Raw genomic sequence first — 14,670 nt, forward strand, 5'->3', positions numbered from 1 at the left:
GCATGTGGTATCCACGAACAGTTCACATCAAACGAGTGATCGATCTTCAAACATCAACCGTGGAGCTTGCCATGTTTTGGGCCGTACTCGTCGCGCGCGTGTTGGTCGGGCTGCCGTTCTTCGTGTTGGGACTGGATTACTTTGTGCATTTTCTCCAAATGCCTACACCGGAACTCCCGCCGGACGCGACGCAGTTCGCGACTGTGCTGAGCACCTCCGGCTATATGAAGGTGGTGAAGGTGCTGGAAGTGGTCGGCGGGGCGCTGATCCTGTCCGGTCGATTGGTGCCGCTGGGTTTGGTGATCGCGACGCCGGTTGCGGTGAACATTGCCCTCTTCGATTTGTTCCTCGTGGGTCAGCCGGCGCTCGGCGTGGTGCTGACCGGCTTGTGCTTCTTCCTGGTGTGGGCCTACCGCTCGCACTTCGCGCCGGTGTTCGCCGTGAAGCCGAAGATCGGCTAATCTGGAGTGCATGCTTTTCGCGCTTGCTCTTGTTCTCAGTGCCGCACCCGTAAATGCGCCACCGGCGTCGTGTGCGTGGGTGCGAGCGGAGAACGATGGGGCGGGGAGCGGGTTCGTCGTCGATGTTCAGAAGCGCCTGCTCGTCACCTGTCGGCACGTCGTCGCGGACCGCAAGAAGGTCGATGTTTTCCTCCCCTGGTACCGCGATGGCGAACTCGTTACGGACCGCCGCGAGTACCTTCGCAATCGACCCGCGCTCCGCGAGCGCGGGCTGTTCGTCAGCGGGACCGTGCTGAAGGCCTCGGACGAACTCGACCTCGCGCTCGTCGAACTCGAGTCACTTCCCCCAGGCACGAAAGCCGTCACGTTTTCTACACAACCGCCGCAACCGGGCGATCTGCTCCGCGTAATCGGCCACAGGCTCGACCTTGATACCGCGTGGAACATGACCACCGGCCCACTGCGGGTTTGCGGCACACTCACAGACGGATACTTCTGGCGCGGGAAGAAACTCGCGCTTGGTGCGAACGCGATCATCGCCCAATTCCCGATCGAAGAGGGCGATTCCGGCGGACCGGTGTTCAATGCGGCCGGCGAAGTTGTGGGCATGGACTGTGCTCTTCGGCGATCGTGTCCGCTCGCGGCCATCGTGATCTCGGCGACCGACATTCGCGCCTTCCTGAACAAGCCTCCCGATCCGGTCAAGGTTGCTGAACCGGCTTCAATTGCCGAAGCCCTGATACGCGCGACGGTGTGGGTTCGGCCCACGGCGACCGACGTTCACGTTGCCGGTGTACTGATCGAGAAAGACCTGGTACTCACCTGCGCACGCGGATTAACCGCGACGGACCGCGTCGGCGTTGCACTTCCGCTGCGTGACGGCGACCGGTGGGTGAGCGAACGCAGCGCCTACCGCGACCCGCTCGCGCTACACCTTCGGGCCGCGTGGCGCAGCGGACGTGTGCTCGCATGCGATTCGGCACGCGACCTGGCGCTCATCCGGCTCGATTCGGGTTCGGATCAAATGAAGCCACTTCCGCTTGCGACGAATGTACCGAACCCGGGCGATGCGCTCCACGCGATGAGTCACCCCGGCGGGTTGGAGTTCGCGTGGGTGTACGCGAACGGCTCCGTTCGGCAACGCGGGCGCGTGGCGTTTGATGTCGGAGACAAGGCGCCCGCTGTTAATGCGCTCGTGGGCCAGCTCCCGGCGCAGGGTGGTTCACCGGGCGGGCCGTTGGTCAATGCCCGCGGGGAACTCGTTGGCGTGCTGGCGACTCGCGAAAGCGCGCAGCAAGTCGGGTATGCAGCGACGACGGATGAGATTCGCGCTTTTCTGGATACCGCACTGCGCGATCGGCCCGCCCGGACGCTTGCTGGGTTAATCGCGCGCATTGAGGCGATCCCGGTGCAACAGGCGAGACTGCTCGCACGCGGATTGGGCCGTCGTGCTGAACAGCACCGTGTTGCGGGCCGGTTCGCAGAGGCGAAGCGGGATTGCGACGACGCTGTGGCACTCGATGTTGGCTGTGGGGACGCACACCTCAACCGGGCGCTCATGTTCGAGCCGGATGCGGCGCTGGCAGAACTGGATGTGGCAATCGAGAAGGGGCCGTTTCACCGCGACATTCTTGTGCGCCGAGCGGCACTCGCGGTTGCGGTGAAGGATTTTCGCAAAGCGCGCGGTGATCTGGATCGCGTGCTCGACGTGTACCCCGCGGACACGGAAGCACGCGAAGGATTGGCTCGCGCGTTCCTGGGACTCGGCGATGATATGAAAGCTGCGGCCGCGCTCGGCGACGCGGTTCGCGCCGATTCGGGGCGGCTCAAGGCGGTCGCGAAGTTGATGACCGAGCACGCCGACGCACTGGAACAGAAGTTTCCCGATTCGCCCGGTATTGTGTCGGAGTGGTTCGTGAAGGCGCTCGCCGCGACAGAGAAGGGCACACGCGACCCGAAGGCGAAAGCCGCGCTCGCGGAACTCCTCAAATCCGCCAGTGCTGCGAAAGACGATTTGATGCGCCTGAAGCTCCTGAGAGATGGCGCAGCCGCGTTGAAATGACGCTTCGGAGCGCGAGCCGAACGGGATAAATTGTTTGTATTCTTGTGTTCACTAGTGTATAATTTGTGAGTGCGGCCGCGGGCTACGACTGAGAAGGGGAGTGTTCTGGCGGGACTGTTAGCCGGTTGTTAGTCGAAATCGGCCCGGAGCTAGGCGGAAACTGCAGGTTTTTAGGCGATTGTTAGCCAATGTTAGCGGCCGCAGAGAGAATCAAGAGGGCGGACGGGATCGTAACTCGTTGAGATGTCAGAAGTTGGTGCGACGATTTCGCAGTGAGACGCCCTCCGGGGCCAAAAATGTTAGCAAATGTTACCCTGCGGTTGGGGACGGGGCACAGGACGTGTAGGCCGGGTTTAGAATGACTCTTGGTCCCAATTCTTGAGGCCCGAAACAGTCGGTTCGGTAGCAAGGTGTTGTGAGCGAGTTGAGGGATGGTCGATGTCTCAATCGTTCGATGTGATCGTGCTGGGCGTGGGCGGGATGGGGTCCGCCGCGTGCTTCGAGTTGGCGCGCCGGGGCCGCCGCGTGCTGGGCTTGGAGCAGTTCCCGCTCGTACACGCACGCGGCAGTTCGCACGGGCACACGCGCATTATTCGCACCGCGTATGCCGAGCACCCGAGTTACGTCCCGCTGGCGCGGCGCGCGTTCGAGAAGTGGTACGAACTGGAACAACTCACCGGTCGCCATTTGCTGACGGAGTGCCCGTGTCTGAACGCCGGGCCGCCGGGGAGCGAACACGTTGAGGGCGTTCGTGCATCGGTGCGCACTCACAACCTCGCGGCCGAAGAACTGACCGGCGACGAGATCAACCGGCGGTACCCGGCGTTTCGATTCCCGGGCGATTTCACGGGCGTCGTGGAGCAAGCTGCGGGCTTCTTGTTCGTGGAGGAGTGCGTTCGATCGCATATCGACAGTGCGATTTCTTTTGGCGCCGAGATCCACCCCGAAGAAGCCGTTCGCGCGTGGAAGGTGGTTGGTGACGGCGTCGAAGTGACGACGGATCGTGGAACGTATCGTGCTGCAAAACTTGTTGTGACGGCCGGGGCGTGGGCGACGAAGTTGCTCGCGAGCGTGGGCGTTCCGCTCCGCGTGATGCGACAAGTGTTGCTCTGGTTCGCCGCAGGTCAGCGCCCAGAACTATTCCGACGCGACCGGTTCCCGATCTTCATTGCGGACGTGCCCGGCGTGCCGTTTTATGGGCTTCCTGCGATCGATGCGTTCGGCGCGAAAGTGGCGCGGCACTACGGTGCCTCGGAGCTTCCCGACCCGGACGGCGTGGAGTGGGACGTGAACTCTGCCGATGTGGATGTGATGCGCGAGAATCTGACGACAATGCTCCCCGGATTGGGCACGTTCACGAAGGGTCAGGTGTGCATGTACACGGTCACCCCGGACCGGCACTTTGTGATCGATCTGCACCCCGAGTTTCCGCAAGTGTGTGTCGCGTGCGGCTTTTCGGGCCACGGGTTCAAGTTCGCGCCGACCGTGGGCGAAATCCTCGCGGACCTTGCGGATGGGGGAGCGACGAAGCACGACATCAGCTTGTTTTCGGCCCGCCGAACCCGCTGATCCGTTCCGGTCTCACTCAACGCAGTTGCATCCGTATCGCTATTTCTGATCGCTCAACATGAACTTACGTCTCGACCACCTGCTCGAAGAGTTACGCACGAACGGCGCGGACGTTTTACGCGCCATCGACGCTGACCCCCTTCTTGTGAAGCGGCAGTCCGGCGCGCTCGTGCTCGCGAACGCGGGCGGGGCGCTGTTCACGCCGCAGTTGCCGCACCAGTTGTTCGCGAAGGGCATCGTATACCGGCGCGACCCGTTCGAGCTGGTGTCACTGCCGCTCGTGAAGATTTACAATCTCGGCGAGAAGAACGTTTCGGCGGCCGATCTCACGGGGATCATCGCCGAACCGGGAAACGCCCGGCTGCACTTCCTGCACAAACTCGATGGCACGCTGCTGCAGCGCTTCCAGCACGACGGGCGCGTGTACTTCACGACGCGCGGAATGATCGAGGGCGGTCCGTGCTACGGCGTCCAGGATGAGGACGCGCCCGATCGCGCGGTGGGGTTCGACTTCCTCGGCACCGCGCGCCGACTCGCGGAAGCGAAGTACCCGGCGCTCTGCGAGGCCCGGCCGGAGTTCGAGAACACCACGCTCGTGTTCGAGTTCATTCACCCGGAAACGCGCGTCATCACCAACTACGGTGACCGCGAGGATTTGGTGCTGCTCGCGTGCTTCGACCGCACGGATCACCGTTACCGCACTTACGCCGAGGTGAAAGAACTCGCAACGGCCCACGCACTTGCGCACGTCGATGAGTTCACGCCGCCGGGAAACAACATCGGTGAGCAGATCGAGAACCTGCTGGCGATCATCGCGGGAACGGACCAAGAGGGGACGGTCATCACCATCGAACACGGCCACCGCGTGGTGTACCGCGTGAAGGTGAAAGGGCCGGACTACCTGCGCGTGCTGAAGCTCGTCGTCACCTGCACTTACGACCGCACCGTCGAGATGATCGATGCGCACCCGCACTGGACGGGTTGGGCGGATGTGGAAGCGCACCTCCGCTCGCTCGGGCGCGAGCAAGTTCCGGAAGAGGTACTCGGGTTCTACCGCGAGCACTACGACGTGTTCGCGGAGTACATCGCGAACTGCACGCGCTTGCGCGACTGGGGGCTGGCGGTTGGCGCGGTCGTGCGCAAGGAAGCCGAGGCCGAAGCCGGCCCGGGGAATGACCGACTCTTGCGGAAGTGTTTCGCGGCACGGGCCGTGAAAATGCCGCTGAAGCCACTGCTGTTCGCCGCGTTCGATGGGCGGCTCGATGTGGCCGCTGTGCGCCAAATCGCTCGCACGTTGGCCGAGGCAAAAGACGCGGTCGCAACTTTGCCGGACGAGCGCTGAGTTTTCCGCGCTGCGCGAACCTGGGGCTCCCGCCACGCATCCCTTCTGGCGTACCCGTCCTCGGGGTGTGGTGGATGCACGCGACTCTGCGAAGGTCGCGGACCAGGTTCGATTCCTGGCGGGGACACTGTTCGGGGCGTCAGTGGAGATTGCAATGGCGAAGGTCGTGTTCTATCGGCAGTGCCGATTAGTCAAGCGCGTCGAAAACGGCGAATGGGTTCAGGTGTCGTGGATTCCGGAGCCGTATGCAACGGCCGGGCGCGTGGTGAAGTTGCGCGAAAACGGTGTGTGGGACGACGGTTGGGTCGTTGCGGGTGCCGGTCAGAATCGGCTGCCAGCGGATCAGGTGCCGGACTTCCACGTGTTGAGCAAGGCGCACTTGCGAGCGACCGGCGACGCCGAGACCGCCCCGAAGGGTTGACGGCCCGAGCAACGAAGACGCCGACCGACGGGTCGGGCGGGCGCCTGCAAAGCGTTCGGAGTGGGTTCAACTCCCAACGGCGTCTCTCAATAACGACGGGGCGCGAGCCGATTCTTCGGCTCGCGCCCCGTCGTTGTTTGCGCACGATTACTTCAGTGCGGCGCGCTTCTTACCGATCAATTCGATCAGCTTCTTGTGCGGGTCGGCGAACTTGGCCAGCCCCTCGGACATCAGCGTTTCTTCCATCTTCGCGTTGTCGACCTTGGCGTCGATATCGGCCAGAACTTCGGCCGGCGGCAACTGATCGACGAGCCGGGTGAACACGTGCGGCGGGTTGGTCTTCGCCACCGCGTCGTTGGTTTCCGGCGGGTTCGTTTCGATGTCCGACCCGGCGAACGCGGCGACGTACTTGACCGGGTCCGGGTTGGGGTTCTTCGCGGTCTTCTTCGCGCCGGTGCTGGCGAAGATCAGCTCTTGCTTCCGGGCCAGTCCCTTGTCGGCCCAGAAGTCCTTGTTCATCTTCCAGATCCGTTTGGCGTTCACGATCCCCACCTGGCCCTGTGCCTCGGCCGAGAGGCCCGGAACGTGTTCCTCGGTGTACACGTCCACGCGGCTCACGAAGATGCTGTACACGGTCTTCACGTTCTGCTTGTCGCTGCGCCGCTGGACGCCGCGCCACGCGGCTTGCTGGGCGAGCTTGTACTGCCGTTCGCTGAAGATGAGCGTGATGTTGACCGCAACACCGGACGCGACCAGTTCTTCGATCGCCCCCAAACCACCCGGCGTGGCCGGCACTTTAATCATGCGGTTCGTGTGCCCGGCGGCCCACTTCTTCCCGAGGCGGATGTATTCTTCCGTGCGCTCCGCGGTGTTCTTCGTTTGGGCCTTGTCTTCGAGGAGCGGGTCCAGCTCGAAGCTGACCCACCCGTCGTCCCCGCTCGTGCTGGCCCACACGTCCGTAAAGACGTCCTGTGCTTGCTTCACCAGCTTGTCGGTCATGGCCCACGCGACGGCTTCGTCGTTGAGGCCCTGGTCGAAGAACGTCTTCATGTCGGCGTCGAACCGGCCGGGCTTGCCCGCGTCCAGGTTCTTCTTGTCTTCGAGCAGCCCGGCGATGATGATCGGGTTCGAGGTCGCGCCCGTGGCGCCCTGCGACCGGTTCAGCTTAATCAGCTCGGGGTCAACGGAATCGAGCCACAACTTGGTGCCGGTGGCGGCGAGTGACTGCAACGGGGTCATGTCGAGTCTCCGGGAGGGTGCGTGTCGGAGGCAATCTTAAGGATAACGCGCGAGCTAAGAAGGGGTGATCCGGGTGAACCGACTCGCGCCAGTCTACCTGTAACGATGCCACCGGAACAACAACTCGGTTTCTTCTTTGTTGACAACGGCCCCCGAAACTGCTTCCATCAACTTCCCACCACCGGTGCGCCCTCTTCCGACATTTGCGACATGAAACACCTGTCACTGATCGCGCTTCTTTCGTGCCTCCTCACTGTGCGCGGCGCGGACCCCGTTCCAGCCCCACCAACACAGGAGGGGCCGAAACCGGCCGCTGGCTCAGCACCACCCGAGCGCGTGATCGAGTTCAACCGCGACGTGCGCCCGATTCTCTCGGATGCGTGCTTCGCGTGTCACGGGTTCGATCCCAAGTCGCGCAAGGCCAAACTGCGCCTGGACATCCCCGAAGGTGCGTTCGCGGAGCGCGAGGGCACGTTCCCGATCAAGCCCGGCGACCCGAAGAAGAGCGAGGTTTGGAAGCGGATCGTGACCGATGATGCCGAAAGCGTGATGCCTCCTCCGCACAGCAACAAGAAACTCACTGACGCCCAAAAGGAGACGCTCCGCTTATGGATCTCCCAGGGGGCGAAGTACCAGAAGCACTGGGCCTTTGAAACGATTCAGCGCCAGAAGGCGCCCGAAACGCGCAACCCGATCGATGCGTTTCTCCTCACGCGGCTTCAGAAAGAGGGCCTGAAGCCGACCCCGGCAGCGGACCTCGAGACGCTGATTCGCCGCGTGTCGTTCGCGCTAACCGGGTTGCCGCCCACGATCAAGGAACTCGACGAGTTTCTCGCGGACAAGTCCCCGAATGCTTACGAAAAGATGGTGGACCGCTACCTCGCATCGCCGCGGTTCGGCGAGGAAATGGCGCGTCACTGGCTCGATGTGGCCCGGTACGCCGACACGCACGGGCTGCACCTCGACAACGAACGGCTGATGTGGAAGTACCGCGACTGGGTGGTCAAGGCCTTCAACGAGAATCTGCCGTTCGACAAGTTCACGGTTTACCAACTCGCAGGGGATCTGCTCCCGAACCCGACGAGCGACCAGCTCACCGCGACCGGGTTCAGCCGGTGTAACGTGACGACGGGGGAGGGCGGGTCCATCGACGAGGAGTGGCTGTACCGCAACGCGGTCGATCGTGCCACCACCGCGACACAGGCGTTTCTCGGGCTCACTGCGGGTTGTGCGGTCTGTCACGACCACAAGTTCGATCCGATCTCGACGAAAGAATACTACTCGCTGTATGCGTTCTTCTACTCGGGTGCGGACCCCGCTCTCGATAGCAACGTCAGTACAACCGGTCCGTTCGTAAAAGTGCCGTCTCCGACCCAAAAGACCTCGCTCGAAGTGGCAGCGAAAGCCGAGCAGGATGCCCGCGTCGCACTGGAAAAGGCGGCTGAGTCGGCGAAATATACCGACCCCGCAACGGCCACTTCCGCGAAGCCCGTTGAGGTCCGCGACGTCCTGTTCGATGACGCACTTCCGCCCGGCGCAACGAACCGGAACACGACGCGCAATTCGGCCGATTGGGTGACCGATCCGTCGTTCCGGGCACATTCCGGGCGCCGGGTGTTGAGGCAGGCGAACACGTTCTTCCACGAAGACGTGATTCAGTTCCGAAACGCGATCCGAGTGCCTGGAACTGCGAATCTGGAAGCCTGGGTTTACATCGACCCCAAGCAGCCGCCCCGCGCGATCACGTTGCAACTTTCGGGCGGCAAGAAACTCTGGTGGGGGACCGACTCGACCCCTGGCAACCTCGGAACGCGAATCGGAGCACTCCCAAAGGCGGGTGAGTGGGTGAAATTGAGCATCACCCTCGCTGATCTCGGCCTGAAAGAGAGCCAATCTGTCTCGTCGCTCACGCTCCAGGAGCACAGTGGGGTCGTTTATTGGGATGCGGTGGCCTTTAAAGGGCAGAGCGTTCCTTCTACCGATGCCCTGGCGTCGTTCCAAGTGTGGTGGAAGTCGCTGAACGGGAAGGCTCCGCCCGACCTACCCACGGATCTGAACGCGATTGCAGTCAACGGCCCGGCAAAGTCGCACACGCCGGCGGGTGCCGCGAAATTGCAGGCGTTTTACCTCGCGCACGTCGCGCGCCCCGCCACGGAAGAACTGAATCAGCGCCGCACGGAGTGGGAGAAGGCGCGGGCCGAACACTTCATCGCGGCCGATGCGATTCCGGGCACGATGGTGTTCCGCGACTTGCCCGTACCGCGTGACTCGTTCGTGATGCTCCGCGGTCAGTACGACAAGAAGGGCGACAAGGTCGTTCCCGGTGTGCCGGGCGTGCTCCCACCGCTGAAACTGGCTGATCCCAAGAAGCGTGCGACTCGGCTCGATCTGGCGAACTGGATCGTCGCACCGGAGAACCCGCTCACGGCTCGTGTGGCAGCGAATCGGTTGTGGCAGCAGTTCTTCGGCACCGGACTCGTGAAGACGAGTTCCGATTTCGGTTCGCAGGGCGAACCGCCGAGTCACCCGGAATTGCTCGACTGGCTCGCGAGCGAGTATGCGTCCCATTGGGACACCAAGAAACTCGTGAAGCTCCTGGTGATGACCGATGCGTTCAAGCGCGACGCGAGTCAGCCCGCCGATGTGCGTGCGAAAGACCCGGCGAACCGGTTCCTGTCACGCGGACCGCGGTTCCGGCTCGACGCCGAGCAGCTCCGCGACAACGCGCTGTTTGTAAGCGGGTTGATGAGCAACCAGATGGGCGGGCGCGGGGTGAACCCGTACCAACCGCCGAACATCTGGGAGCCGGTCGGCTACGCGGACAGCAACACGCGCTACTACCTCCAGGATCACGGCGAAGCGCTGTACCGGCGCAGCCTCTACGTCTTCATCAAGCGCACCGCGCCGGCACCGTTCCTCACGAATTTCGATGCGACCAACCGCGAGCAACTCTGCGCTGGTCGCGACCGCACCAACACGCCGCTCCAGGCACTTCAACTGATGAACGACGTGCAGCACTTCGAGGCCGCTCGCGCACTCGCAGAACTGGCGCTGGCCGACGGTGGAAAGACAACCGAGGATCGCGTCACGTTCCTCTACCGAGCCGTGCTGAGCCGCAAGCCGGACGCGGACGAACTCAAGCTCGTCACCGCGGCGCTCACCACGCAACGCGAGCTATTTACGGCGAAGCCGGAGCTGGCCAAGAAGGTCGTGTTCGCGGGCGAATCGAAGCCGAAGGGTGTCGCGTCAGATGTGGATATCGCTGTGTGGACGATGATCGCGAACCTCGTGCTGAACTTGGACGAAGCCGTTACGCGGAATTAGTCGGTACGCCGTCGCTGTCCGCCTCACAAAACAAAGAGAACTCGAATGCACTCTCTCGACCTTACGCGCCGGCAGTTCTTCGGTACCTCAGGGTTACAGATCGGTGGGCTGGCGATGGCGCTACTCGCGGGGAACCGCGCGAACGGCGCTGCACCAAAGGCGGTTGCTCCCGTTCACCCGCCGCTACCGGGGTTCCCGCACCACGCGCCGAAGGCCAAGGCCGTTATTTACCTCCACCTGAACGGCGGACCGAGCCAGCTCGATACCTGGGACCACAAGCCCAAACTCATCGACCAGTTCGACAAGGACTTGCCGGAAAGCGTCCGCAAGGGCCAGCGCATCACCACCATGACCAGCGGGCAGTCGCGTCTGCCGGTCGCGCCCTCAATGTTCAAGTTTTCGCAGCACGGAAAGTGCGGGATGTGGGCAAGTGAGCTACTGCCGCACACCGCAAAGTGGGTCGACGAGATCGCACTCGTGAAGTCCGTTCACACGAACGCGATCAACCACGACCCGGCCTGCACGTTCGTGATGACCGGGAGCGAAGTGCCCGGCAAGCCGAGCATCGGCTCGTGGCTGTCCTACGGGTTGGGGAGCGCGAGTAACGACCTGCCCGCGTTCGTGGTGTTTACGCCGTACTGGAGTTCCGGCGCTGCAGCACAAGCGCTGTTCTCGCGCATGTGGGCCAGCGGGTTCCTGCCGGGCAAGTACAGCGGCGTCGCACTTCGTAGCGTGGGCGACCCGGTTCTGTACGTCCAGAACCCCGACGGTGTCAGCGAAGCGAGCCGCCGCGCGATGCTCGATACGCTCGGCGCGCTGAACAAGAAGAGTTTCGACAAGTACGGCGACCCGGAGACGCTCACGCGGACGTCCGCCTACGAGATGGCGTTCCGGATGCAGACGAGCGTACCCGACCTCACCGACCTCTCGAAGGAACCGGCGAAGACGCTCGAAATGTACGGTCCGGATGTGAAGAAACCCGGGTCGTTCGCGGCCAGCGCGCTCCTCGCACGCCGACTGGTGGAGCGCGGGGTGCGCGCGGTGCAGATCCTTCACCGCGGGTGGGACCAGCACGGTAATTTGCCCGGCGAGATCCGTTCGCAGTGCAAGGACACGGACCAACCGACGGCCGCGCTGCTCGCGGATCTGAAGCAGAAGGGATTGCTCGACAGTACGCTCGTGGTCTGTGGCGGCGAGTTCGGGCGCACGGTATATAGCCAGGGCGGGCTGTCCAAGACGAACTACGGCCGCGACCACCACCCGCGGAACTTCTGTATGTGGCTCGCCGGTGGCGGGATCAAGGGCGGGCAGGTCTACGGCGAGACTGACGACTTCAGTTACAACGTGACCGAGAAGCCGGCCCACGTGAACGACATCAACGCGACCGTTCTGCACCTGATGGGGATCGATCACGCGAAGTTCACGTACAAGTTCCAGGGGCTCGACCAGCGGCTCACGGGTGTCGAGGAGCAGCACGTTATCAAGGACTTGATCGCGTGAGCGTGTCTGTGGGTGGTGGGATCGGTGCATCGGCGAAGGATGGCACGGAACGACCTTGATAAGGGTGCCGCTCGACGACATGGACGTGCGGCACCGGCTCGTCGCGTAAACGGCCGAGCGGTTCGCGCCGGTGCATTGGCGCGGGCGCCTATCTTGCGTTGCCAACCCGGTTCATCAGAGTCTTCTTAATCCGCGTGTTCACTGCAGTCCGTACAACTGTGAAAAGTCGGGTAGACAACGGACCGGCGCACCTTCTACACTTCCTCCCTTAAGCGGACTCGCCCGCCTGCCGCACGGATGCGCACGGGACAATGAACCTCGTTCACCTTACCGCCAGCACGTTCTTCGGTGGCCCGGAGCGCCAGATGCTCGGGCTGGCGCTCGCGCTCCCCGAATTCGTGCGCACCACGTTCAGTACGTTCTCCGAGGGCGGGCGCGGTGGCGCGTTCCTCAGCGAAGTGCGCGCGCACGGTTTCGCGACCGCTCCGCTCAAGAACGACTTTCCCAAGGTGTTCGCGGCCGTTCGTGAAGTGTCCGAACTGCTCCGCGCCACCGCGTGTGATGTGCTCATCTGTCACGGCTACAAGGCTCATGTACTCGGTCGGCTCGCGGCGCGCCGCGTGGGGGTGCCCGCGGTCGCGGTGTCGCGCGGGTGGACCGGTGAAACGCGCAAAGTGCGGGCCTATGAGTGGATCGACCGCCGGCACATGCAGTTCATGGACCACGTCGTATGCGTGTCGGAGGGGCAAGCGGAGAAGGTGCGGCGGTGGTGCCGCGTCCCCTCGAACCGCCTGACCGTGATCCGTAACAGCGCGCGGCTCGGCGCGTTCGAGCGCGTGGACCCCGGTGCGCGTGCCCGTCTGGTCGGGTTCTTCGGGCACGACACGGGCGTGTCGCAGATCATTGTCGGTGCGGGTCGGTTCAGCCCCGAGAAGGGGTTCGGTGTACTGGTCGAAGCCGCGCGATCGATTATTGCCGAGAGCCCCTCGACCGGTGTGGTGCTGTTCGGCGAGGGCCAGTTGCGCGGGGAACTGGAGCACCGTATCGCGGAACTCGGGTTAACCGGCCGCGTCGTGCTCCCGGGCTTCCGCACCGATCTCGATGCGCTCATCAGTAATGCCGACGTGGTCGTGCTGCCGTCGTACACCGAGGGCCTGCCCAACGTCGCGCTCGAGGCGAGCGCCGCGGGCGTGCCGGTCGTCGCGACCGCGGTCGGCGGTACCCCCGAAGCCATAGCTGATAACATCAATGGGTTCCTCGTCCCGCCGGGTTCCCCGGCGGACCTCGCGAACAAAGTCGGTGAACTGCTCCGCGACGCGCCCCTCCGCGCCCGCTTCGGCGCCGCCGGGCGCGCCCGAATGCGCGAGCTGTTCACCTTTGAGGCACAAGCGACGGCGTACCTTCGATTACTCAACACCTTGCGTCCCACACCCGCCGAAGTCGTCGCTTGAGGAAGGAAGGACAGGATGTCCGCACTACTCGCACCGCGTCCCATGCTCCACGCACCCGCCCGGGTCACCGCGACCGACCCCGTTCGCGTCTGCTTCATGATCGACCGGCTGAGTCGCGCCGGGACCGAAACGCAGCTCCTCGCGCTCGTTCGCGAACTCGATCGCGCGCGCGTGCGGCCGACCCTCGTGTTGCTCGACGGTGAAGACGACCTCTCGCGCACGCTCGAGCCGGCCAACTGTTCCGTCATCAGACTCGGGGTGCGGAAGCTCTTCAGTGGGCGAGCTGTGACCGCGGCGAAACGGCTCCGCGCGTTCTGGCGCGAGCACCGGCCCGAGGTCCTCCAAACGTACTTCCTCGACGCCGCGTACCTCGGCGCGCCGCTCGCCAAAATGTGCGGCATCCGAACCGTGCTCCGCGTGCGGAACAACCTCGGTTACTGGCTCACGCGCAAGCACCGCGTGATGAACCGGATGCTGCGCCCGTTCGTGGACCTGACGCTCACGAACACGGACGCGGGTCGGGACGCGCTCGTTGAAGGGGACGGCGTCCCGCGCGCCCGCGTGGCCGTGCTCCCGAACGGCGTCGATACGGGGCGCTTCAAGCGGTTCCTGCTCCCGGACACCTCGAAGCGCGTCGTGCGCGTCGGGTGCGTCGCGAACCTGCGCCCGGTGAAGAACATCGACGGCCTGATGCGGACCGCGCGCGCCGCGCTCGAGCGGTTCCCGCAGTTGGTGTTCGAGGTGGCCGGGGACGGCGAGCAGCGCGCGGAACTCGCGGCCCTGCACGCGGAACTCGGGCTCGGGAACCGCTTCGTCCTGCGCGGCTCGGTGTCGGACGTACCCGGCTTCCTTCGGGGCGTGGACATCGCCGTTCTCCCGTCCCACTCCGAGGGCATGTCGAACGCGCTGCTCGAGTACATGGCCGCCGGGCGCGCGGTGATCGCGACCGACGTCGGTGCGAACGCCCGCGTGCTCGACGGGGGCAAGTGCGGCGTGGTTGTTCCTGCGGGCGATTCGGCCGCAGTGGTGAGTGCCATTGGGGAACTGCTCGCGAACCCGCTCCGCGCTGCGGGTTACGGGGCCGCGGCGCGCCGGCGCGTGGGGACCGAGTACAGTCGCGAGGCTATGACGAAGCGGTTCGAGGCCTTCTATGGTGAACTTGCTGGCCGGTGATTCGACGTGAACGCGACCGAGGGTAGTGCCGGTCACCCCGCGATACCCTCGGTCGCGTTCGCACGTCTTCAGACGATCTTCAACGAATGCTTGCGTCGACCCGGGGCAGAAGAACGGCAACCGGACGA

The 14,670-nt window shown here is 64.0% G+C and carries 10 protein-coding genes and 2 tRNA genes; 11 read left to right on the top strand and 1 reads right to left on the bottom strand.

What is annotated here, in order from left to right:
• The first annotated feature begins 71 nt into the window (after positions 1-71).
• The 7 genes from J8F10_RS01500 to J8F10_RS01530 all read left to right on the top strand — a co-directional run bounded on the left by J8F10_RS01500 (position 72) and on the right by J8F10_RS01530 (position 5,940).
• Complete coding sequence (locus J8F10_RS01500; RefSeq protein WP_210652002.1) at positions 72-461, top strand: hypothetical protein; 390 nt, start codon at positions 72-74, stop codon at positions 459-461.
• A 79-nt stretch (positions 462-540) separates the two neighbouring features.
• The gene (locus J8F10_RS01505; protein WP_210652003.1) at positions 541-2,523 is read left to right on the top strand and encodes a serine protease; all 1,983 of its coding nucleotides are present in this window, start codon (positions 541-543) and stop codon (positions 2,521-2,523) included.
• 438 nt (positions 2,524-2,961) lie between these two features.
• Positions 2,962-4,092 carry an N-methyl-L-tryptophan oxidase gene (solA, locus tag J8F10_RS01510; protein ID WP_210652005.1) on the top strand — a complete coding sequence of 377 codons (1,131 nt, stop codon included), beginning with the start codon at positions 2,962-2,964 and terminating at the stop codon, positions 4,090-4,092.
• A 58-nt stretch (positions 4,093-4,150) separates the two neighbouring features.
• Positions 4,151-5,434: an RNA ligase family protein gene (locus tag J8F10_RS01515; protein WP_210652007.1), complete on the top strand. Its 1,284-nt coding sequence runs from the start codon at positions 4,151-4,153 to the stop codon at positions 5,432-5,434.
• A gap of 56 nt (positions 5,435-5,490) precedes the next feature.
• Positions 5,491-5,561: transfer RNA gene (locus J8F10_RS01520), tRNA-Arg, on the top strand.
• A gap of 27 nt (positions 5,562-5,588) precedes the next feature.
• Entirely contained in the window at positions 5,589-5,855 is a 267-nt protein-coding gene (locus tag J8F10_RS01525) for a hypothetical protein (RefSeq protein WP_210652010.1), read from the top strand.
• 16 nt (positions 5,856-5,871) lie between these two features.
• Positions 5,872-5,940 (top strand) — tRNA-Cys (locus J8F10_RS01530).
• Between the two features lie 62 nt (positions 5,941-6,002).
• Here J8F10_RS01530 and J8F10_RS01535 read toward each other — a convergent pair.
• Positions 6,003-7,094, bottom strand: coding sequence for a transaldolase family protein (locus tag J8F10_RS01535; protein ID WP_210652011.1), 1,092 nt, complete (start codon positions 7,092-7,094; stop codon positions 6,003-6,005).
• Between the two features lie 210 nt (positions 7,095-7,304).
• On the opposite strand from J8F10_RS01535, the gene J8F10_RS01540 reads away from it, so the two are divergent.
• From J8F10_RS01540 to J8F10_RS01555, 4 genes are all read left to right on the top strand, one after another.
• Entirely contained in the window at positions 7,305-10,418 is a 3,114-nt protein-coding gene (locus J8F10_RS01540) for a PSD1 and planctomycete cytochrome C domain-containing protein (protein ID WP_210652013.1), read from the top strand.
• 45 nt (positions 10,419-10,463) lie between these two features.
• A complete protein-coding gene (locus J8F10_RS01545) occupies positions 10,464-11,918 on the top strand; it encodes a DUF1501 domain-containing protein (protein WP_210652015.1) in 1,455 nt (484 codons plus the stop codon).
• A gap of 311 nt (positions 11,919-12,229) precedes the next feature.
• Positions 12,230-13,369 carry a glycosyltransferase gene (locus J8F10_RS01550; RefSeq protein ID WP_210652016.1) on the top strand — a complete coding sequence of 380 codons (1,140 nt, stop codon included), beginning with the start codon at positions 12,230-12,232 and terminating at the stop codon, positions 13,367-13,369.
• A 15-nt stretch (positions 13,370-13,384) separates the two neighbouring features.
• On the top strand, positions 13,385-14,542 hold the full coding sequence (locus J8F10_RS01555; RefSeq protein ID WP_210652019.1) for a glycosyltransferase: 1,158 nt from the start codon (positions 13,385-13,387) through the stop codon (positions 14,540-14,542).
• Positions 14,543-14,670: the final 128 nt, after the last annotated feature.

Origin of the sequence: Gemmata palustris, assembly GCF_017939745.1 — a bacterium.
GTDB classification, from domain to species: Bacteria; Planctomycetota; Planctomycetia; order Gemmatales; family Gemmataceae; genus Gemmata; species Gemmata palustris.

What these genes read in the sequence shown, in the direction of transcription:
- J8F10_RS01500 (WP_210652002.1), top strand. Translation starts at nt 72, where the DNA reads ATGTTTTGGGCCGTACTCGTCGCGCGCGTGTTGGTCGGGCTGCCGTTC.
- solA (WP_210652005.1), top strand. Translation starts at nt 2,962, where the DNA reads ATGTCTCAATCGTTCGATGTGATCGTGCTGGGCGTGGGCGGGATGGGG.
- J8F10_RS01515 (WP_210652007.1), top strand. Translation starts at nt 4,151, where the DNA reads ATGAACTTACGTCTCGACCACCTGCTCGAAGAGTTACGCACGAACGGC.
- J8F10_RS01525 (WP_210652010.1), top strand. Translation starts at nt 5,589, where the DNA reads ATGGCGAAGGTCGTGTTCTATCGGCAGTGCCGATTAGTCAAGCGCGTC.
- J8F10_RS01535 (WP_210652011.1), bottom strand. Translation starts at nt 7,094, where the DNA reads ATGACCCCGTTGCAGTCACTCGCCGCCACCGGCACCAAGTTGTGGCTC.
- J8F10_RS01540 (WP_210652013.1), top strand. Translation starts at nt 7,305, where the DNA reads ATGAAACACCTGTCACTGATCGCGCTTCTTTCGTGCCTCCTCACTGTG.
- J8F10_RS01545 (WP_210652015.1), top strand. Translation starts at nt 10,464, where the DNA reads ATGCACTCTCTCGACCTTACGCGCCGGCAGTTCTTCGGTACCTCAGGG.
- J8F10_RS01550 (WP_210652016.1), top strand. Translation starts at nt 12,230, where the DNA reads ATGAACCTCGTTCACCTTACCGCCAGCACGTTCTTCGGTGGCCCGGAG.
- J8F10_RS01555 (WP_210652019.1), top strand. Translation starts at nt 13,385, where the DNA reads ATGTCCGCACTACTCGCACCGCGTCCCATGCTCCACGCACCCGCCCGG.